14 protein-coding genes are annotated in these 23,066 nt (G+C 34.4%); 8 read left to right on the forward strand and 6 right to left on the reverse strand.

Annotation, left to right across the window (positions count from 1 at the left end; genetic code table 11):
• Positions 1–10: 10 nt before the first annotated feature.
• The 3 genes from ACW5YJ_RS02580 to ACW5YJ_RS02590 form a co-directional block, all read right to left on the reverse strand.
• Entirely contained in the window at positions 11–1,060 is a 1,050-nt protein-coding gene (locus ACW5YJ_RS02580) for an ABC transporter permease (protein ID WP_017723950.1), read from the reverse strand.
• Between the two features lie 93 nt (positions 1,061–1,153).
• On the reverse strand, positions 1,154–1,579 hold the full coding sequence (locus tag ACW5YJ_RS02585) for a pyridoxamine 5'-phosphate oxidase family protein (RefSeq protein WP_017723949.1): 426 nt from the start codon (positions 1,577–1,579) through the stop codon (positions 1,154–1,156).
• 115 nt (positions 1,580–1,694) lie between these two features.
• Positions 1,695–2,237 (reverse strand): LysE family transporter, encoded by a 543-nt coding sequence (locus ACW5YJ_RS02590; protein WP_261793564.1) that lies wholly within the window; start codon positions 2,235–2,237, stop codon positions 1,695–1,697.
• 164 nt (positions 2,238–2,401) lie between these two features.
• On the opposite strand from ACW5YJ_RS02590, the gene ACW5YJ_RS02595 reads away from it, so the two are divergent.
• Together ACW5YJ_RS02595 and ACW5YJ_RS02600 are read left to right on the forward strand one after the other, a co-directional pair.
• Positions 2,402–2,950: a helix-turn-helix domain-containing protein gene (locus ACW5YJ_RS02595; RefSeq protein ID WP_017723947.1), complete on the forward strand. Its 549-nt coding sequence runs from the start codon at positions 2,402–2,404 to the stop codon at positions 2,948–2,950.
• Positions 2,951–3,198: 248 nt separating this feature from the next.
• Positions 3,199–4,218, forward strand: coding sequence for a DUF418 domain-containing protein (locus tag ACW5YJ_RS02600; RefSeq protein ID WP_017723946.1), 1,020 nt, complete (start codon positions 3,199–3,201; stop codon positions 4,216–4,218).
• A 368-nt stretch (positions 4,219–4,586) separates the two neighbouring features.
• Here ACW5YJ_RS02600 and ACW5YJ_RS02605 read toward each other — a convergent pair whose 3' ends face one another.
• Positions 4,587–6,143 (reverse strand): alanine/glycine:cation symporter family protein, encoded by a 1,557-nt coding sequence (locus ACW5YJ_RS02605; RefSeq protein WP_017723945.1) that lies wholly within the window; start codon positions 6,141–6,143, stop codon positions 4,587–4,589.
• A gap of 246 nt (positions 6,144–6,389) precedes the next feature.
• On the opposite strand from ACW5YJ_RS02605, the gene ACW5YJ_RS02610 reads away from it, so the two are divergent.
• A complete protein-coding gene (locus ACW5YJ_RS02610; protein WP_017723944.1) occupies positions 6,390–7,130 on the forward strand; it encodes a sulfite exporter TauE/SafE family protein in 741 nt (246 codons plus the stop codon).
• A gap of 136 nt (positions 7,131–7,266) precedes the next feature.
• On the opposite strand, the gene ACW5YJ_RS02615 is transcribed toward ACW5YJ_RS02610, so the two are convergent.
• Together ACW5YJ_RS02615 and ACW5YJ_RS02620 are read right to left on the reverse strand one after the other, a co-directional pair.
• Positions 7,267–7,689, reverse strand: a complete 423-nt coding sequence (locus tag ACW5YJ_RS02615) for a DUF2871 domain-containing protein (protein ID WP_017723943.1) — start codon at positions 7,687–7,689, stop codon at positions 7,267–7,269.
• A 541-nt stretch (positions 7,690–8,230) separates the two neighbouring features.
• Positions 8,231–9,091 (reverse strand): oxidoreductase, encoded by an 861-nt coding sequence (locus tag ACW5YJ_RS02620; RefSeq protein ID WP_017723942.1) that lies wholly within the window; start codon positions 9,089–9,091, stop codon positions 8,231–8,233.
• Positions 9,092–9,173: 82 nt separating this feature from the next.
• Between ACW5YJ_RS02620 and panB the strand changes: the two genes are divergently transcribed.
• The 5 genes from panB to ACW5YJ_RS02645 all read left to right on the forward strand — a co-directional run bounded on the left by panB (position 9,174) and on the right by ACW5YJ_RS02645 (position 22,915).
• The gene (panB, locus tag ACW5YJ_RS02625) at positions 9,174–9,986 is read left to right on the forward strand and encodes a 3-methyl-2-oxobutanoate hydroxymethyltransferase (protein WP_017723941.1); all 813 of its coding nucleotides are present in this window, start codon (positions 9,174–9,176) and stop codon (positions 9,984–9,986) included.
• Positions 9,983–10,831 carry a pantoate--beta-alanine ligase gene (gene panC / locus ACW5YJ_RS02630; protein WP_017723940.1) on the forward strand — a complete coding sequence of 283 codons (849 nt, stop codon included), beginning with the start codon at positions 9,983–9,985 and terminating at the stop codon, positions 10,829–10,831. The genes panB and panC overlap by 4 nt, the downstream gene beginning before the upstream one ends.
• A 248-nt stretch (positions 10,832–11,079) precedes the next feature.
• Positions 11,080–12,567, forward strand: a complete 1,488-nt coding sequence (gene mqo, locus ACW5YJ_RS02635; RefSeq protein WP_017723939.1) for a malate dehydrogenase (quinone) — start codon at positions 11,080–11,082, stop codon at positions 12,565–12,567.
• A gap of 702 nt (positions 12,568–13,269) precedes the next feature.
• Positions 13,270–13,578, forward strand: coding sequence for a YSIRK-type signal peptide-containing protein (locus tag ACW5YJ_RS02640; RefSeq protein ID WP_457338447.1), 309 nt, complete (start codon positions 13,270–13,272; stop codon positions 13,576–13,578).
• Positions 13,579–13,957: 379 nt separating this feature from the next.
• On the forward strand, positions 13,958–22,915 hold the full coding sequence (locus ACW5YJ_RS02645) for an Ig-like domain-containing protein (RefSeq protein WP_457338448.1): 8,958 nt from the start codon (positions 13,958–13,960) through the stop codon (positions 22,913–22,915).
• Positions 22,916–23,066 lie beyond the last annotated feature (151 nt).

The following is a 23,066-nucleotide window of genomic DNA, read 5'->3' on the forward strand; positions in this document are numbered from 1 at the left end:
TACCTCCTTATTAACTAATCGCTTTGAGCGGATCAACTTTTCTAATTGTTAAAATAGAGAAGAGGCTTCCTATAAGTGAAACCAAGATAAGTACAATACCATATACTGTTAGTGTGACAAAACTAAATTTAATTGGAACAGCATCAGGTAAAAAGAAACCAGTAATTATAGTAAGTACAAGACCTATAATTGTACCAATGACTGCAATGATAAAAGTTTGTGACAGCACTACTTTAGCAAGATAAGCATTTGTAAAACCTTGTGCTTTTAAAACACCAAAGAGATTTGTTTTTTGTAATGTAATGACATATAAAAAAATAGCAATGACTGTTGCAGAAATTATGAATAAAAATGTAATCATAAAGTTTAATGTCAGGTTTTGTGCTTGATAACCAGGTAAATTTTCAATAAATTTTTCAATTTCAATGGCTTCTAAGTCGTTATCTAAAGACTTTTGCTTCCACTTTTTATCTTTGACGATTACAGCATTTGTTTTATCTTCTATTAATGATGGATTGATATTTTGAATAGTTTTATTACTTGAGAACAGGACTGGAGAAGCATTATATTTTGCACTTTCACTAAATCCTACAATTTTTAATTTTTCGTCTGATTGTGATAATGACAATTTGTCACCTAATTTGAAACCTTTATCTTTCAAAGTTTTATCCGCTACGACATCATTTTCATTTTTGAATTTTTCTCCTTCTAGGATTTTAGGTAGTAAGAAAGTATTAGATTTAACTCCGAAAAGTAATGCATTTTCTTCTTGTTTGCCATTTGAAACAATAACTCCAGTTTGTTTTAAAGTCGTTTGTTGTTTGTAAGTGTTTGCTACTTTATCTTTATTAAAGATAGATTGTTCGACAGTCTGGTTTGCATCGCTATTCAATATAATTGCATCGGCTTCCCATTTATCAATTCCTTCTCTATTCATATTCATCAAGCCACTCGCTAAACCTGATAATAGAAAAAGGAGATAACTAATCATAATTAAAACGCCTATGATTAGACTGAATTTTAATTTATTCCTTTTTATTTCATTCCATGCTAAAAACATATGTAACCGCCTTTTCAATTAAAATAATCAGCCATTAAAAAGCACTTATTAATATGCATATTTAGCGTCACATAATAAGTGCTAGTTTAATAATTAATCAAATTGTACTATTTCAGGTTGATCTAACTCATCATCGTTCATAATTTTTATAGTATTAGGTAAGATTTTTAATACGCATAGTTCCGGGTCTTCACTATTATCAAAGAAAGATTTGTCTTGGCGTTTCCATAGCCAATCAATTGTTTCCTGATCTTGTACTACAGATAATGTTGCTTCAATTTCTAAATAGCTTCTGTTCTTTGTATCATCATAGCCTAACAATATATGTGCTTTAGGATTTGATTGGATTTCATCTATTTTAATAGAATTAACATTTGTTTTGGTGTACAAGGTGTTACCATCATTATAAAACACCATGTACCTACTATTGGGTACATTATTATGTGCTGTAGATAATATGCCGATTCTTGACGTGTTCAAAATTTCATTAATTTTATTTGATGCTTTAGAATTACTCATTGAATATATCACCTCATTTAGATTAATTCCCTATTTTTATTAAATTAAAAGCATAAATCTCATTTTCAATTATAAAAATGCACGATAATCTGTTTTTTAGTTCTAGTATACATAGTTATTCTAACAACATCATAAAGGCTAATACAACTAAACTTAATGACATGAAAATCTTATAGGCAGTATTATATTTTAGTAATATTTTTTTGAAACAGATCCCTAAAAATGCCCAAGCAATAGCGCCAGAAACACCTATTAGAGCGATAGTAACTGTATAGCTCATGGAAGTGAAAGTTGTCATATCTTGTGTAGTGACGTAAGTGACAATTGCGGTTAGTACATAAACGATAGTCTTAGGGTTCATGTATTGAAGATATAATCCATCACGTAAGCGATAAGTGTGACTTAAATTAGCATCTTTATGATTATGTTTGAAAACTGTATAAGCTAGATATAGTAAATAAACAAATCCTATTAATTTTACAATGAAAATGAAACTTGTGAAATAAATTGTCATAAACTCACTAAAAATAAGACATAGTAATGAGAGTGTTAAGAAGCCCAAACCAATTCCAATTAAAAATTTCAATGTACCTCTAATACCTAATCGTAAGGCGCCATCCAAAGCTAATAAATTATTTGGCCCAGGTGTATAGCTCATAAAAAAAGTATAAATTATAAAAGATAGAAACAAATTGCATTCTCCTCACATCATCCTTTATCATGGAAATATAGCGCTAATAATTCCTATTTACTGGATGTATCCATTTAAAAGGATTTTATATCCGTTTTACAGGAAAGTCAATAGAAAAAGGAGCAGTTACGATGGAATTCCATAAAATTGTGGCAAAAAATATTTATTTATATAGAAAGAAAAATAAAATTAGCCTGGAAAAATTATCAAAACTCACTGGGGTGAGTACATCTTCACTAAATGAGATAGAAAAAGGAAATACAATTCCATCTATTAATACTGTTTGGAAGATTAGTAATGGACTGAAATTATCATTTAGTAGCCTCATGAGTGAAGCAGAATCTGATTATATACAAGTGAAAAAGGAAGATATTGTGCCAGTAACAGAAAATGAAGGGAAATATAGAGTTTATCCTTACTTTCCATTTGAAAAAAGTAAGTCATTTGAATTCTTCTATGTTGAATTGGATCCCGGTGCAATATTAAATTCCGAACCACATTTAGCTGGCTCCGAAGAATCAATTATCATTATTGAAGGTCAATTAGAAATGCATTTAGAAAATGAAGTGCTTACCTTAAAAGAAAGAGATGCATTGAGATTTAAATCTGATATTGCCCATAGTTATATTAATAACGGGAACGATATTACACTCATTTCTATGGTTATAGATTACAAATAAGATGAGTAGTGGCATAATGTAATTATTGTAGTGACAAGTAATTTTATTGTCGTATTTAACATAAGGTAAATAGTTGTGAGATAATTTTTATATTACAAAATCGTCATTTCACTTTCACTTTATAATATGGAGCTCATATGATTTGCAATGCTAGAATATACGAAAGAAAAGTTTTATAGGTGTATTTTGGATTAATAACGAGATATACAGTATTGTAAAGCGAATATAGAGTGAAGAGGAGTAATATTTTGAACAAAATTAACAATAGAATAGAAACATTGGATTTTCTTCGTGGGTTTGCGTTATTGGGAATCATACTTGTAAATATTATTGCAATAGCACAATTACCGGCTCCGGAACTTTCAAATGATATTACATATAAAAAGTTCCTAGATTTCTTTATTGAAAGCAAATTTTTTGCTATTTTTTCATATTTATTTGGTATTGGTTTTTATATTTTTATGCAAAGAGCGGAGCATAAAGTAGAAAATAAATATGTTATCTTTTTACGTCGTATTATTGTACTTGGTATTTTTGGTTTCTTCCATATGCAACTGCAATCAGGAGAAGCGTTGTTAATATACGCTATATTTGGATTGTTGCTTATCCCATTTTTTAAAGTGAATAAGTATATTAATTTAGTAATCGGTGTAATTATATTAGTTTTTGTTATTTGGTTAGATGCTAAATTCTTGATTCCATTTCCATATTTTATATTAGGATTAGCGTCGGCACAATTTGAAATTATTTTTAAATTTAAGACTACTAAAAAGATATGGAGCATAGTAGCAATTGCTTCAGGTATTGTATCACTACTTGGATGGTATGTACTTAATAAATTCTACGTTGTGCCACATATTGATTTGTCACCTCAGCAACTTCAAAAAAATCCAGAAGATTATATAGTAGCTGTTGATCAATATCATCATCTTATTACAATATTCTCACCTTTCATGAGTTTATTTTATATATCTTGTCTCATTTTATTACTGAATATGACTTGTGGTCGTTTTATTTTAACACCACTTAAATATTATGGCAGAATGGCATTGACAAATTATATAGGTCAAACTTTAATCATATGCTTGTTAATTTTAATATTTGATGGAGAACAGTGGAGTTTACTTAACACATTGTGGATATGTTTGATGATTTATATAGTTCAAATAATTTCAAGTTTGGTATGGCTTAAATATTTTAAATTGGGCCCATTAGAATATATTTGGAAATTAGCAACTTACATGAAATGGATTAACATGACAAAGTAAAAGCTAAGATTTGTAGTGAGAATATACATTATCAAAAATGAGAGTTAACCAGTATAGTGTTGTGTTCATAAAATCATACATTTGTATATATACATGTTTTTACAGAATATGATTCGAGTTTTTATTCTTTCTCCTATACTATTTCCCAGGACATCAGCAAGGTGCAAACTTTCATAAAAATAAAATGGCCGTCAACTTCTATATTCTTTCATAATTAGAAATTGACGGTTATTTTTTATTCAGAGACCATTTGTGACATGTTATTTTTTGTAACTGGATATGCATTGAAGCAATACCTTAAATTAAATGGATTTATTTTAGTAATCAATTATTTGTGAACTTGCAGAATTTTATATTACATATTTTTATTAAAAGTTTTGTTCATTTCTTGCTTTATTTATCCAAAAATCAGCATTGGGAACTTCTTCATTTGTAGGATGATATACAGCTAACCCACCGGAACCTTTTTCTTTTTTCTGCTTTTCAAAATCCTTTAGAGCGTGAAAAGCGGGCTTGAATAGAATCCATATAGCTATGATATTTAACCATGCCATCAAACCAACACCTAAGTCTCCCATATCCCAAGCGGCATCTGCTGTTTTTAAAGTTCCAAATGCAGTTGCAATAATTAACATACAACGCGTCAAAGTGATATAAAAATTTGATTTTTTAGGTGTCATTTTACGAGTTAGGTATGCCATATTTGTTTCAGAAATATATGAGTATGCCAATATTGTAGTAAATGCAAAGAAAAATAAAGCAATAGCTATAAAGTATGAGCCAAAACCAGCAAAATTAGGATCAAAGTGGTAGTCAGATCCTTGAAACGCTTTATCAATACCAGATTGAACATACATCGCTGTGCCTGAATAATCTCTTGAGCCATCTGCATTCTGTACATAAATACCGTTATCTTCAATTAAATTCGGAGAGCCATGTATATTTTTGGTACCATCTGTTGTGTTAAAAGTACCTGACATTAGAATAATTAATGCAGTTGCTGTACAAACAAATAATGTATCTATGTAGGCAGAGAATGCTTGGACGAGTCCTTGTTTAGCTGGATGAGATACTTCAGCTGCCGCAGCTGCATGAGGGCCTGTGCCTTGTCCAGCTTCATTAGAATAAAGCCCTCTTTTTACACCAATTTCAATCATTGCACCGACTATGCCACCAAATGTTGATTGTAGTCCAAGTGCAGATTTAAATATAAGCGCAAACAATGCTGGTACTTCTTCTAAATTCAGGCAAATAATTATAATAGCTAACAAGATATACGCAATAGCCATAAATGGAACCACTGCCGTAGCCATACTAGCAATACGTTTAATGCCACCAAATATTATGAGCGCAAGAAGTATGATTAGAAAAATTGTAACAAACCATTTTGGAATATTAAAAGCACTATGCAAAGAAGTTGCAATTGCATTGGATTGAACACCTGGCATTAAAAAACCTATAGATATTACTGTAATACCAGCAAATACTAGCGCAAATATTTTACCAAATTTGCCCCCTATACCTTTCTCTATATAGAAAGCAGGACCACCTCTGTATTCTCCGTTTTCTTTCTGCTTATAGATTTGACCTAGTGTGGATTCTACAAACGCTGTACTAGCGCCAATTAATGCAGTAACCCACATCCAAAATACTGCACCAGGTCCACCTATAAAAATTGCTGCAGAAACACCGACTATATTCCCAGTACCAACTCTGCCAGCCAGTGATAGGGATATTGCTTGAAAGCTAGAAATACCTTGTGGGGATTTTTCACCTTTAAATAATAAACGAATCATTTCTTTAAATTGCCTGATTTGCGCAAAACGAGACATGATTGAAAATAGTAATCCAGTAATTAATAATCCAAAGACGAGCGGTGGACTCCAAATGATTTTATCTAAAAAACTAATGATATCTGAAAGCAAAATAATTCTCCTAACATAATGAATTTACACTAATTTTTGTAAGCGTTTCCACCGATTCTACACTTTTGAGAAATCTTAGCAAGTCTACATATTAAATTGTTAATTGTTTAATTCATTAAATTATTAAAATTATTTTCAAATGTTTATAAAGAAGAAAATAATAGTGATATGATGTAGATAAATTTGAAAATTATGTGGGGTTTTGTATTTAAATATTTTCAATTAAATGGATATAGGGGTATATGTATGGATGTAATTATAATACTTAGTCTGTTCGCGATATTTCTAGGGGGACTAGTAAGGACATATTTTGGATTTGGAGAAGCACTTATAAGTATGCCGTTACTAGCACTGATAGGATTAGAAACACATACAGCGATATCTGTCGTTGGTTTGGCTGGCTTATTTGTAGCAAGTTTAAATATATTTTCTGGTTATAGAAATATAAAATATAATGTTTTATTACTGATGTTAGTAGGTAGTTTAGTTGGTATACCTATAGGCATTTGGATTTTAAGATATTTTAATACTAATATGGTGCAAATGATGTTAGGTGGATTTTTAATCATGTACGGTACATATTCATTATGTAAGTTTTTATTTTTTAATAATCGCATACGAGTTGTATTAAAATCTAACATATGGTCCGGTATTACAGGCATTGTTTCTGGAATCTTAGGTAGTCTATATAACTCTCATGGTGTTCCAGTTGTAATCTATGGTACTTTATCACGTTGGCATATCAAAGATTTTAGAAGCACAATTCAAGCACATTTTTTCTTAACTGCAATATTTGTGGTTATGGGGCAAGGATTTGGTAGTATATGGACAGAACAAACGATTCCTTTATTTTTATTGTCATTACCTTGTTTAATTATTTCCGTGATAATAGGTAAGTATTTATCTAAGTTAACGTCTTATAATCATTTTGAGAAATGGCTGTATCTATTTATTGTCATATTAGGAGCGTTAATATTAATAACTTAAAAAATAATAAAGTATGATGCTCCTTATCATTATATTGATATTTGCCTCGCTACTGAATCATAATAAATAAAATCGCTTTAAAGTACTACTTTATCATAAGCACTTTAAAGCGATTTAATTATCACAATATAAAGTATTATTTAATTTTATTTGAGTTCGCATTTATTCTTTTATTTAAAAGTACAAAGAATAAAATAAAGGCGATAGAAATCATTATGTGCCCTAATCCTGCGATACCCGCTATTGCTGGGCTAACACTAAAACCTTTAATTGTCGCAATACCATTAACATATTGCATGGCTACTGTTACTAAAATACCTAAATGGAAGATATAGAAAAAGCTGTTAAATAATTTACTATTTTTAGTTAATTTCAATTGATATTCAATAATCATAAATATTAGGAACATAATTGTACCTAAAACGAGTAAATGCGTGTGTGTAACATTTAATTGAGAGTAACCACTAAAATTTTCTCCTTTAGACATTTCGCGGTAAAAAAGACCGCTTAACATACCTAGTAAAGTATAGAATGCTGAACTAAACATTAATTTTTTCATTTTTTTCGACCTCCTATTTGTTAATAACTGTAATATAAATTTCTTATATGAACTCTATGTGAACAAAAATAAAAAAATGCTAATTTTATATAGTTGGTATATGTAGTTATTAAAAGATAGGAGAAAAAGAAGGGGGTATTGTTTCTCAGCTATATTTTTTAGTATTAGCAATTGTTTTAATTGTTATATTATTAGTGTTTATTTTCAGAAAGTCTTTAAAATCTATAGGAGTTTGTATCGAATGATGGTTAAGAAGTATAGGCCGTTACTTATAATTTTGAAATGAAGAGGGGTAATGTGATTAGTGAAATGTGCAATTCATCATTACTTACATTTATCAGATAACGATGAAGAGCCTGGGACATAAATAGATGTCTCAGGCTCATTTTCAATTTGGCAGTAGGTGACTGAATTGAAAATACGCTTATATCAAGCTTTTTTCAATGCTAGTCACCATTGCCGGGGTGGGACTACGAAATCTATGTTAGAAAATTTGATTTCTGTCCCACTCCCTTATTTTAAAAGTAAATAGTGTTTTATTTTAATTTTTTTGCTGAGCTAATAAAAGTGGATAAATTGTATCAAGTGTAGGGGTCTTTAAACCATGCAATCGTGCTTTGTTATATAAAAACCCTTGAATTCCCTCAATCTCTAGTGGCTTGTTTTCTACAATATCGTAGTACATACTCGTCCCCATTTCATTAGGGTAACCTTCATAAATTGTCATAATTTCAGTTACGATTTTTTCCTCAAATAGTACATTTTCATATTTGGCAATTTCTATACCTTCGCGTAATAAATTTTCACATAGGTTTTTAATACCTGGGACAGTTAATACAGAAGCGGTAGAACGGCTCAAAGCTGTCACACTATTGATAGCTAAGTTCACAAGCAGTTTATACCAAATTGCTGTTTCTATATCATCAGTTAGGTGAATATCTAGTGGTGTATTATCTAGTTCTTTGCGTAGTGCTTCTGTTTGAGGTGTATTCTTTAAAATTAATTTATGATCACGAAAGTGAGTTACTTTATCATTCTCTTTTTGACCACTAATATACACAACAGCTTGATAAACGAATGGATGTTTAAACTTTGATAATTGGCCATGACCATTTTGAGCTAAAATAATAGTAGTATCTTTATGTAACAAGTGATCTAATTCAGTTAAGACTTTTGACAGTTGATGTATCTTTACAGTAATAAATATAACGTCAAATTTTTTATCACAGTTACTTAAAGTAGTTACAGTTAATTGATGTGCTTCATTTGGGTTTCCATTAACAAAGAAATTAATTGTTTTATTGTGACGACCCAATAATTTTAAGTTAGGTTGATTATGTTGAAGATCATACGCAATTGTACTGCCTACTGCGCCAGGACCAATAATAGCAAAATTACTCATGTTATTTTATTTCCTTTTCTAGAAAGTTTAGTTAGTATATGTATGACAATATAAATATATCAAATTGTGGAGTTGATTTTAATTGAAAACATTGAGTCAGTTACAAGCATATAAAGAGTATAAAGAAAAAATTTCAATGGTAACAGCTTATGATTACCCAAGTGCTAAACAAGCTGAAGCGGCACAGATAGATATCATATTAGTTGGAGACTCACTAGGTATGACAGTTTTGGGTTACGACAGTACAGTACAAGTAACTGTCGAAGATATGATACATCATGCAAAGGCAGTGCGCCGTGGCGCACCTGATACTTATGTAGTCGTCGATGTGCCATTTGGTGGCGTAGGTATTACTGAACAATATGACTTAGAAATAGCAGTCAAATTGTACCAGCAGACTAATGCCAATGCGATTAAAGCAGAGGGGGCGCATCTAACAAAATATATTGATAATTGTAGCCGTATGGGAATTCCAGTCGTTTCACATTTAGGACTTACGCCACAAAGTGTAGGTATTACAGGATATAAAATGCAAGCAAGTAACAAAGAAGCGGCACAACAACTTCTGAATGATGCCCATGCAGTACAACAGGCTGGCGCAGTCATGTTAGTGTTAGAAGCGGTACCAGCAGATTTAGCATCAGAAATCTCAAAACAATTAGATATCCCTGTAATAGGAATAGGAGCAGGTAAAGATACAGATGGCCAAGTATTGGTTTACCATGATTTATTAAATTATGGTGTTGAGCATAAAGCGAAATTTGTAAAACAATATGGAGATTTTTCAGTGGGTGTTGATGCATTGATTGAATACAACAGCGAAGTGAAATCTAGCCAGTTTCCTGACGAAAATCATACTTATAAAAAACGCGTAATGGATGAGGATACAAAATGACTAAAATAATCACGAGTATTAAAGAAATGAGACAGATTACAAAGGAGTTACAACGTCAAGGTAATGCTATTGGTTTTGTGCCGACAATGGGGGCATTACATGATGGTCATTTAAAGATGATGGCTCAATCTGTTGAAGAAAATGATGTAACTGTAATTAGCATTTTTGTTAATCCTTTACAATTTGGACCCAATGAAGATTTAGCATCATATCCAAGAGACATTGATGGAGATGCAATTAAAGCACAAACAGTAAACGTTGATTATATATTTCATCCAAGTGAGAAGGAAATGTATCCACAAAAACCAACAATTGAAGTGAAAGCAGGCCGTCTTGCTACGGTGTTAGAAGGTGCTGAGAGACCAGGACATTTTGATGGCGTAGTTACTGTTGTTAATAAATTATTTAATATTGTGCGTCCCAATAAAGCATATTTTGGTAAGAAAGATGCACAGCAACTAGCTATCGTTGAAAAAATGGTAGAAGATTTCAATCATCCAATTAAAATTATTGGTGTAGATATTGTAAGAGAAGAAGATGGATTAGCCAAAAGCTCACGTAATATATATTTAACTGAACATGAACGTTCAGAAGCGGCATATTTATATCAGAGTCTTTGTTTAGCACAATCAATGTATGAACAAGGAGAGAGAGAAAGTAAAAAGTTAATTGAAAAAACACGTGAATATATTGAAAATCATACCACTGGTAACATTGAAACGGTGGCTATTTATAGCTATCCGCAACTCATTAAACAAGAACAAATAAAAGGGAAAATATTCCTCTCATTAGCAGTTAAATTTAGTAAAGCACGCTTGATAGATAATATAATTATAGGTGACTAATTAGCATGATATAAATAATACACTTAATGTAATTTAACAGAAATTAATCTTATCGTAATATACATTTTACATTTCGACAGTGTTGTTTTATCATATGCTATGAGAGATATATATCGAGAAGTAAATTTATGATAGTAAGACAGTATTATAGGGTATAAATACATTAGGAAAAGAATAACTGGTATCTTATAAAATAAAACATATTATAAATTGCTATTAAAAAGTGATGATTGAAAGGTGGAAACATAATGAGTGAATCAAACTCTAAAGACGTTATTTTAATTGGCGCGGGTGTTTTAAGCACAACATTCGGGACAATGTTAAAAGAACTTGCACCAGATTGGAATATTAAACTTTTTGAAAGACTCGACAAACCTGCTATAGAAAGTTCAAATGAGCGTCATAATGCTGGTACTGGACATGCCGCATTATGTGAATTAAATTATACAGTTGAACAAAAAGACGGCTCAATAGATGTAGAAAAAGCTAAAGAAATAAATGAACAATTTGAGATTTCAAAACAATTTTGGTCTCATTTAGTAAAAAGTAAACAAATCGCAAATCCACAAGAGTTTATTCGCCCTTTACCACACATTAGCTTTGTACAAGGGGACAAAAACGTAAACTTCTTGAAAAGACGTTATGAGGCATTAGCTCCATTATCAATGTTTAAAGGTATCGAATATACTGAAGATCACGAAAAATTAAGAGAGTGGATGCCATTGATGATGGAAGGTCGTGACCCCAATGAAACAGTTGCGGCTAGTAAGATTGATGAAGGTACAGATGTAAACTTTGGTGAACTTACTAGAAAGATGGCTAAAAATTTAGGCGAACATGAAAATGCACAGCTTTTCTATAAACATGAAGTCCAAGACTTTAGCCGTCGTAAGGATGGTAAATGGGAAGTTAAAATTAAAGACTTAAAAACTAAAAAAGTAGAACATCATATTACAGATTATCTATTTATCGGTGCTGGTGGTGCAGCGATTCCATTATTACAAAAAACTGGTATTCCAGAAAGTAAACACTTAGGTGGTTTCCCAATTACAGGCGAATTCTTAGTATGTAATAATCCTGAAGTTGTAGCTAAACATGAAGTGAAAGCTTACGGTAAAGAACCAGAAGGTACGCCACCAATGACTGTACCTCATTTAGATAGACGTTACATTCAAGATGAAAATTCATTATTATTCGGACCATTTGCGGCAATCGGACCAAAATTCTTGAAAAATGGTTCTAACTTAGATTTATTCAAATCAATTAATCCAAGTAATGTGATTACGATGTTATCAGCAGCTGCTAAGAATTTCCCATTAATTAAATATTCAATTCAAGAAGTATTAGCGAAAAAAGATGATCGAATGAAAGAGTTACGTCGATTTGTGCCTGATGCTAAAGATGAAGATTGGGATATCTTACAAGCTGGTAAACGTGTTCAAGTTATTAAAGATACTAAAGAACACGGTAGAGGATTTATTCAATTTGGTACAGAGGTTGTTAATTCTAAAGATCATTCTGTTATCGCATTATTAGGTGAATCACCAGGTGCTTCAACATCAGTATCTGTTGCTCTAGAAGTTATTGAAAGAAACTTCCCAGGTGAACTTAAACAGTGGGAGCCAAAATTGAAAGAAATGATTCCATCTTATGGTAAATCATTGATTGAAGACTATGCGTTATTGAAACAAATACGTCAAGCTAATGACACAGAGCTTCAATTAAACAATAAATAATAAAGTTACTTTTACCTCGAAACATGTCTATGTTTCGAGGTTTTTTTGTTGTAGAAATATATTAGCTTATTAAAATTTTAAGAATAAATAAAACTAATGAAAATAATATTTCAAAATAATCATATAATTATTTTAACCACTATAAATGTTATTTAGGAGTTTATCGGTAAAGCTAAAAATATTAATTACTATAATTATTTTGGTATTTAAATTATTGAATAGATACTTTACATTGTGCGCTATCGAAAATATAATTAATAGTGAATTGCGTTACTCAAAAAATAATTGTTTAAATGCAATTTTTTATGTGGAATTTTACATGGAATATCATTTTCAATAATTGGAATTTATACTACTGAGGATGTAGGAGAAATTATAGTTTTGATCATATACGTAGGTAATTAGTATATTTTTTGATGAAACATATTTATTTATTTAAAATACTTCGCATTTCCTCAATAAAACTTTCAATAATTTTAGACTATGCTCAAAACTTCAAGATAAAGAACCAGATTTAAAAAGTGATACCAATGCAATTAGTTGAATTCCAAATTTTTGAATTGTGCGGAATAATAATGTAGCTTTTATTAAATGCGCACGTTTGAATGTAAAAATTATGTAAATATTTACAAAAAATTCTTGCATTTATTATTTAATTGAGTAATATTGAATTGTGAAAAGTAAATTTGAGGTGGAAAAATTATGAAAAATAAACAAGGATTTTTATCTAATAGATTGAACAAATACTCTATTAGGAAATTTACAGTTGGGACAGCGTCATTATTAATCGGAGCTACTTTAGTTATGGGGATAGGTAATGAAGCTCAAGCCGGTGAACTTGATTCAATAACTAGTGATAATGCAAACACTAAAGATAAAGGTGAAGCTTTAGATATAAGCGATATTAAAGGCGTAGAAGATACTAATTCTGTAGAACACAATAATGAAGAAGTAGAAAAAACTAATACAACAACGCAAGAAAAAAACAGAAAATTCAGAACAAACACCTAAAAATAACGTAGAACAATCGACAGCGGATGAACATAACAAAGAACAATTAAGCAACGAAGAACCTAAAACAGAAGAAACAAATGCAGAGCAAAATGATTTTGAAGACACAAATAAAGTTGAAGAACAAACATCATCTTCTAATAGTGCAGAAGAACTTGCAAAATATGAAGAAGCAGATACAGAAGAACTCAAAACAGAAGAAAATAAAAGTAATGTATCAACCAAGGATGAAACACCAACTACAGAAAATGATAAAGAAACAAACTCAGTAAAAACAGAGGAAACAGTTAATAATCAAACTGATAGTGAAAAAGATAAAAAAATAGAACAATCACAAACAGATAGCAATCAAGAAGATACAAAACAACAAGAATCAAATGTGAAAACAGAGGAAGTTGCAACATCTGAAAATTCAACGACTTCGTCTAAAGTTGATGAATCACTTGAAATAACTGAAAAAGACAAGGCAAATAATGAAAATGTTAAATCAAAATTAGAAACAGAGTTAGCAACTTCTAAAGACAAAAAAGACACCGTTAAATCTTTTTTAAGTAGTCAATTATCATCAACTGAAGCAGATGCAATTATGGATAATGCAGATATTAATTATGAGACTGCCACAGCTGAAGAAATCAATACTGAAATTTTGAAAGCTTCACTTATTGAACTTGTAAATGATCAAGAAAGCGCGACAACACTCGCTACACCAACGCGTACAATGTTTAGATCAATGGCTACACCAATGGCCTTAGCTGCCGCAACAGATCAAAATGAAGAGGTCCAAAAATCGTTAGGATATTTAGATAACTATACCTTTGCATCATTAATGTTTAATCCTAAACCATTAGATTCAGACACAATTTTAAAAGGGAATTATATTCCATTCGATATAAATAGCTATATGTCAGGATCAAACTCAGGTGATAGATATAAAATTGATTTAAAATTAGATCCATTAATTGCAGACCATGTAACAAAAATCACAGCTAATCCATCAGGTAGATCAACACCTGTAGAATTTACTAGATTACGAGATACGAATGGAAACCTTACTGATATTTGGGAAATTAATTTTATCAGAGCGAACGGTGGTCTTTTTGGTGGAGCTGAAATTCTATCTCAATACAAAGCTACTAACGGTAGAATAGAGTTGGATGACACAGTTGGAAATATTCTGGAAGCAGCTGGAGATTTAAGTAATAACAAACTTAACTACCAAATGTATGTACGTGACTCAGAAGGAAACAAAATAGTGAGAACATCAGAAAGTAGCGGTTACTTCTTAACAAAAGCTGATGCAGACTTAACTCAGTTACTGAATAATGTTTCAAGTGATAGTAAAACGTCATTTCAAGCGAGTACAGGTTCTGCAACATTTGACCCGACAATAGGTACAAATGGCGGATTTATTGTCGATCAACAAATAATGAAAGATGGTATCTTCACGTATACAAGAGGAAAAGGTTGGAGTTATAATTTCCAAATCGATAAAGATTTATTACCATATATTGATACTGCTGAATTACACTCACTTGATTATAGGGGCTTAAGTGGTTTTGATAAAACTTATATTGCGGGGAATAAAACAGCGACTTTGACACTTGATGCAAATGGTAATGGAACAATTACAAGTTCGAATCTAAATGATTTAATTGAGTTTAATAACTTAACACCAGAAACGGTTGGTATACGAATTGTACTTAAATTAAATCAAAGTGCAAATAATATATTGACGCAAGATGCACAATACGATGCACAAGGAAATTTGATTGGTGAAACAGTTAGGCAGAAGGAAGATTTCACTTTTGCTGGATACTTAACAGATAGTACAGGTAAACTTATCAATAATACTATGGGTACCGCAACATTAGCTTTACAAGATTACGATAGAGATGGTCTTTTAGATAGATACGAACGCCAAGTCTCGCTATCTAATCCTGAAAATAACGATACAGACGGTGATGGTAAAAATGATGGAGATGAAGTTGTAAAATACAAAACTTCACCATTAGTTGGTACGCCTATTGTAGCTGATATAACTACTGATGATGTTGTTGTAACAGGAACTGTTCCATTAAAAACGGGTGCAGCAACTCAAACTGCTAAAGTTATAGATGCAAATGGTAAAGTGATTGGCACATCTACAGTTAATCCAGATGGTACATTTTCTGTGTCAATTTCTAAGTCACCTGAAGGCACATATACTATTGCAATTGATTCACCTAATTATGACAATGATGAAGTTAATACTTTTGATATTATTGATGTTTCTAAAGTTCCTGCACCGTCTATTAATCCAGTGGACGATAACGATACAGAAATACATGTTAATGGTACTGCTGGTGCCACTGTAACTGTTCGAGATAATAATAATATTGAAATTGGAACAGTTAAAATTCCTAATGATGGTTCAGCAGCCACTATCGTATTAAGTAAACCATTACCAACTGGAACAGTTTTAACTGCGACAGCTAGTAAAGATGGTAAAACAAGTGAAATTTCAGATCAAATTACGGTTACAGATGAAACAGCACCTGAACCACCAGTGATTAATACAATAACAAGTAATGATACACAAGTTACAGGCAAAGCTGAGCCTAATTCAACAGTAACAATAGGTTTCCCAGGTGGAGGGAAAGTTTCAGTAGTTGCTGACGATCAAGGAAACTTTACAGTTGATATACCAAATAGTGTAACTCTTGAAGGTGGAGAAGTATTCAAAGCAATTTCAACAGATGAAGCAGGAAATGAATCACCAGTAGCAACAACAACAGTAACTGATACAACAGCGCCAGAAGCACCAACGGTGAATGAAGTAACAAGTGAAGATACAACAATAAGTGGAACAGCAGAACCAGGTTCAACGGTAATAGTAACGTTCCCAGACGGAACAACAGCAACAGGCACGGCTGATGACCAAGGTAACTATACAGTAGAAATACCATCAAACGTAGACTTAAAAGGCGATGAAGAGATCGTTGTCACATCAACAGATAAAGAAGGTAACGTATCAGAGGAAGCAACAACAACAGTTACAGATACAACAGCACCAGAAGAACCAACGGTGAATGAAGTAACAAGCGAAGATACAACAATAAGTGGAACGGCAGAACCAGGCTCAACAGTAACAGTGACGTTCCCAGATGGAACAACGGCAACAGGTACGGCCGATGATCAAGGAAACTATACAGTAGAAATACCATCAAACGTAAAATTAGATGGTGGAGAATCAATCAGAGTTGTAGCAGAAGATAAAGATGGCAATACATCAGAGGAAGCAACAACAACAGTAACTGATACAACAGCGCCAGAAGCACCAACGGTGAATGAAGTAACAAGTGAAGATACAACAATAAGTGGAACAGCAGAACCAGGTTCAACGGTAATAGTAACGTTCCCAGACGGAACAACAGCAACAGGCACGGCTGATGACCAAGGTAACTATACAGTAGAAATACCATCAAACGTAGACTTAAAAGGCGATGAAGAGATCGTTGTCACATCAACAGATAAAGAAGGTAACGTATCAGAGGAAGCAACAACAACAGTTACAGATACAACAGCCCCAGAAGCACCAACGGTGAATGAAGTAACAAGTGAAGATACAACAATAAGTGGAACAGCAGAACCAGGTTCAACGGTAATAGTAACGTTCCCAGACGGAACAACAGCAACAGGCACGGCTGATGACCAAGGTAACTATACAGTAGAAATACCATCAAATGTAGACTTAAAAGGCGATGAAGAGATCGTTGTCACATCAACAGATAAAGAAGGTAATGCGTCAGAGGAAGCAACGACAACAGTTACAGACACAACAGCGCCAGAAGCACCAACGGTGAATGACGTAACAAGTGAAGATACACAAATTTCTGGAACAGCAGAACCAGGTTCAACGGTAACAGTAACGTTCCCAGATGGAACAACAGCAACAGGCACGGCTGATGACCAAGGAAACTATACAGTAGAAATACCATCAAATGTAGACTTAAAAGGCGATGAAGAGATCGTTGTCACATCAACAGATAAAGAAGGTAATGCGTCAGAGGAAGCAACGACAACAGTTACAGACACAACAGCGCCAGAAGCACCAACGGTGAATGAAGTAACAAGTGAAGATACACAAATTTCTGGAACAGCAGAACCAGGTTCAACGGTAACAGTAACGTTCCCAGATGGAACAACAGCAACAGGCACGGCTGATGACCAAGGAAACTATACAGTAGAAATACCATCAAATGTAGACTTAAAAGGCGATGAAGAGATCGTTGTCACATCAACAGATAAAGAAGGTAATGCGTCAGAGGAAGCAACGACAACAGTTACAGACACAACAGCGCCAGAAGCACCAACGGTGAATGACGTAACAAGTGAAGATACACAAATTTCTGGAACAGCAGAACCAGGTTCAACGGTAACAGTAACGTTCCCAGATGGAACAACAGCAACAGGTACAGCCGATGAACAAGGAAATTATACAATAGATGTGCCAACCGCTATTGATTTAGTAGGTGGAGAAGAATTATTAATAGCTTCTATAGATAATAACGGTAATATTTCTGATTCTGTAACAACAACAGTTATAGACACAACAGCGCCAGAAGCACCAACGGTGAATGACGTAACAAGTGAAGATACAACAATAAGTGGAACGGCAGAACCAGGCTCAACAGTAACAGTGACGTTCCCAGATGGAACAACAGCAACAGGCACGGCTGATGACCAAGGTAACTATACAGTAGAAATACCATCAAATGTAGACTTAAAAGGCGATGAAGAGATCGTTGTCACATCAACAGATAAAGAAGGTAATGCGTCAGAGGAAGCAACGACAACAGTTACAGACACAACAGCGCCAGAAGCACCAACGGTGAATGACGTAACAAGTGAAGATACACAAATTTCTGGAACAGCAGAACCAGGTTCAACGGTAACAGTAACGTTCCCAGATGGAACAACAGCAACAGGTACAGCCGATGAACAAGGAAATTATACAATAGATGTGCCAACCGCTATTGATTTAGTAGGTGGAGAAGAATTATTAATAGCTTCTATAGATAATAACGGTAATATTTCTGATTCTGTAACAACAACAGTTATAGACACAACAGCGCCAGAAGCACCAACGGTGAATGACGTAACAAGTGAAGATACAACAATAAGTGGAACGGCAGAACCAGGCTCAACAGTAACAGTGACGTTCCCAGATGGAACAACGACAACAGGTACGGCTGATGATCAAGGAAACTATACAGTAGAAATACCATCAAATGTAAAATTAGATGGTGGAGAATCAATCAGAGTTGTAGCAGAAGATAAAGATGGCAATACATCAGAGGAAGCAACAACAACAGTTACAGACACAACAGCCCCAGAAGCACCAACGGTGAATGAAGTAACAAGCGAAGATACACAAATTTCTGGAACAGCAGAACCAGGTTCAACGGTAACAGTGACGTTCCCAGACGGAACAACAGCGACAGGTACGGCCGATGACGAAGGAAACTATACAGTAGAAATACCATCAAATGTAAAATTAGATGGTGGAGAATCAATCAGAGTTGTAGCAGAAGATAAAGATGGCAATACATCAGAGGAAGCAACAACAACAGTAACTGATACAACAGCGCCAGAAGCACCAACGGTGAATGACGTAACAAGTGAAGATACAACAATAAGTGGAACGGCAGAACCAGGCTCAACAGTAACAGTGACGTTCCCAGATGGAACAACGGCAACAGGTACGGCTGATGACGAAGGTAACTATACAGTAGAAATACCATCAAACGTAGACTTAAAAGGCGATGAAGAGATCGTTGTCACATCAACAGATAAAGAAGGTAACGTATCAGAGGAAGCAACAACAACAGTTACAGATACAACAGCCCCAGAAGCACCAACGGTGAATGAAGTAACAAGCGAAGATACACAAATTTCTGGAACAGCAGAACCAGGTTCAACGGTAACAGTAACGTTCCCAGACGGTACGACAGCAACAGGTACGACTGATGATCAAGGAAACTATACAGTAGAAATACCATCAAACGTAAAATTAGATGGTGGAGAATCAATCAGAGTTGTAGCAGAAGATAAAGATGGCAATACATCAGAGGAAGCAACAACAACAGTCAAAGATACAACAGCGCCAGAAGCACCAACGGTGAATGAAGTAACAAGTGAAGATACAACAATAAGTGGAACAGCAGAACCAGGTTCAACGGTAATAGTAACGTTCCCAGACGGAACAACAGCAACAGGCACGGCTGATGACCAAGGTAACTATACAGTAGAAATACCATCAAACGTAGACTTAAAAGGCGATGAAGAGATCGTTGTCACATCAACAGATAAAGAAGGTAACGTATCAGAGGAAGCAACAACAACAGTTACAGATACAACAGCGCCAGAAGCACCAACGGTGAATGAAGTAACAAGCGAAGATACACAAATTTCTGGAACAGCAGAACCAGGTTCAACGGTAACAGTAACGTTCCCAGACGGTACGACAGCAACAGGTACGACTGATGATCAAGGAAACTATACAGTAGAAATACCATCAAACGTAAAATTAGATGGTGGAGAATCAATCAGAGTTGTAGCAGAAGATAAAGATGGCAATACATCAGAGGAAGCAACAACAACAGTAACTGATACAACAGCGCCAGAAGCACCAACGGTGAATGAAGTAACAAGTGAAGATACAACAATAAGTGGAACAGCAGAACCAGGTTCAACGGTAATAGTAACGTTCCCAGACGGAACAACAGCAACAGGTACGACTGATGATCAAGGAAACTATACAGTAGAAATACCATCAAACGTAAAATTAGATGGTGGAGAATCAATCAGAGTTGTAGCAGAAGATAAAGATGGCAATACATCAGAGGAAGCAACAACAACAGTCAAAGATACAACAGCGCCAGAAGCACCAACGGTGAATGAAGTAACAAGTGAAGATACAACAATAAGTGGAACAGCAGAACCAGGTTCAACGGTAATAGTAACGTTCCCAGACGGAACAACAGCAACAGGCACGGCTGATGACCAAGGAAACTATACAGTAGAAATACCATCAAATGTAGACTTAAAAGGCGATGAAGAGATCGTTGTCACATCAACAGATAAAGAAGGTAATGCGTCAGAGGAAGCAACGACAACAGTTACAGACACAACAGCGCCAGAAGCACCAACGGTGAATGACGTAACAAGTGAAGATACACAAATTTCTGGAACAGCAGAACCAGGTTCAACGGTAACAGTAACGTTCCCAGATGGAACAACAGCAACAGGTACAGCCGATGAACAAGGAAATTATACAATAGATGTGCCAACCGCTATTGATTTAGTAGGTGGAGAAGAATTATTAATAGCTTCTATAGATAATAACGGTAATATTTCTGATTCTGTAACAACAACAGTTATAGACACAACAGCGCCAGAAGCACCAACGGTGAATGACGTAACAAGTGAAGATACACAAATTTCTGGAACAGCAGAACCAGGCTCAACAGTAACAGTGACGTTCCCAGATGGAACAACGACAACAGGTACGGCTGATGATCAAGGAAACTATACAGTAGAAATACCATCAAATGTAAAATTAGATGGTGGAGAATCAATCAGAGTTGTAGCAGAAGATAAAGATGGCAATACATCAGAGGAAGCAACAACAACAGTTACAGACACAACAGCGCCAGAAGCACCAACGGTGAATGAAGTAACAAGCGAAGATACACAAATTTCTGGAACGGCAGAACCAGGCTCAACGGTAACAGTAACGTTCCCAGATGGAACAACAGCGACAGGTACGGCCGATGACGAAGGAAACTATACAGTAGAAATACCATCAAACGTAAAATTAGATGGCGGAGAATCAATCAGAGTTGTAGCAGAAGATAAAGATGGCAATACATCAGAGGAAGCAACGACAACAGTCAAAGATACAACAGCGCCAGAAGCACCAACGGTGAATGAAGTAACAAGTGAAGATACAACAATAAGTGGAACGGCAGAACCAGGCTCAACGGTAACAGTGACGTTCCCAGACGGAACAACAGCAACAGGTACGGCTGATGATCAAGGAAACTATACAGTAGAAATACCATCAAACGTAGACTTAAAAGGCGATGAAGAGATCGTTGTCACATCAACAGATAAAGAAGGTAATGTGTCAGAGGAAGCAACGACAACAGTTACAGATACAACAGCGCCAGAAGCACCAACGGTGAATGAAGTAACAAGTGAAGATACACAAATTTCTGGAACAGCAGAACTAGGTTCAACGGTAACAGTAACGTTCCCAGACGGTACGACAGCAACAGGTACGACTGATGATCAAGGAAACTATACAGTAGAAATACCATCAAACGTAGACTTAAAAGGCGATGAAGAGATCGTTGTCACATCAACAGATAAAGAAGGTAACGTATCAGAGGAAGCAACAACAACAGTCAAAGATACAACAGCACCAGAAGCACCAACGGTGAATGAAGTAACAAGCGAAGATACACAAATTTCTGGAACAGCAGAACCAGGTTCAACGGTAACAGTGACGTTCCCAGATGGAACAACGGCAACAGGTACGGCTGATGACGAAGGAAACTATACAGTAGAAATACCATCAAACGTAGACTTGAATGGTGGAGACACTATTGTAGTGACTGCTACGGATAAAGATGGCAATACTTCAGAACCTACAAATACAAATGTAACTAGCACAGGAGAAAATCCAGGCACAGGAGAAAATCCAGGCACAGGAGAAAATCCAGGCACAGGAGAAAATCCAGGCACAGGAGAAAATCCAGGCACAGGAGAAAATCCAGGCACAGGAGAAAATCCAGGCACAGGAGAAAATCCAGGCACAGGAGAAAATCCAGGCACAGGAGAAAATCCAGGCACAGGAGAAAATCCAGGCACAGGAGAAAATCCAGGCACAGGAGAAAATCCAGGCACAGGAGAAAACCCAGGTACAGGAGAAAATCCAGGTACAGGAGGAAATCCAGGCACAGGAGAAAATCCAGGCACAGGAGAAAATCCAGGTACAGGAGAAAATCCAGGTACAGGAGAAAATCCAGGCACAGGTTCAAATTCACCAAATACTAGCCACAACACAGATAATAGCAATTCTAATGAATCACAAGTAGGAGATTCAAATAATAGTTCTAACGTTGTGGAAAACAACAAATCAAAAGATAATAAAGCAAATAAACAATCAGAATTACCTGAAACAGGTGAGGAAGAAATGCGCAATGGTACATTATTCGGTTCATTGTTTGCAGGATTAGGTGCATTATTACTATTTGCTAAACGTCGTAGAAAAAAAGAAGATGAAAAATAGACGTTTCAAATAAAGTATTATAGAAATCATTATTTATAGAGGCTAGGTCGAAGTTATGTCCTAGCTTCTATTTTTTTATATAAGAAAACATCAAAGAAGATTAAATAAGCGTTTAGCCCTTGTTGCAAAGTATTAAATATTTCTTTTTTAC

The sequence above is a fragment of the Staphylococcus sp. mip270_02 genome, assembly GCF_054031535.1.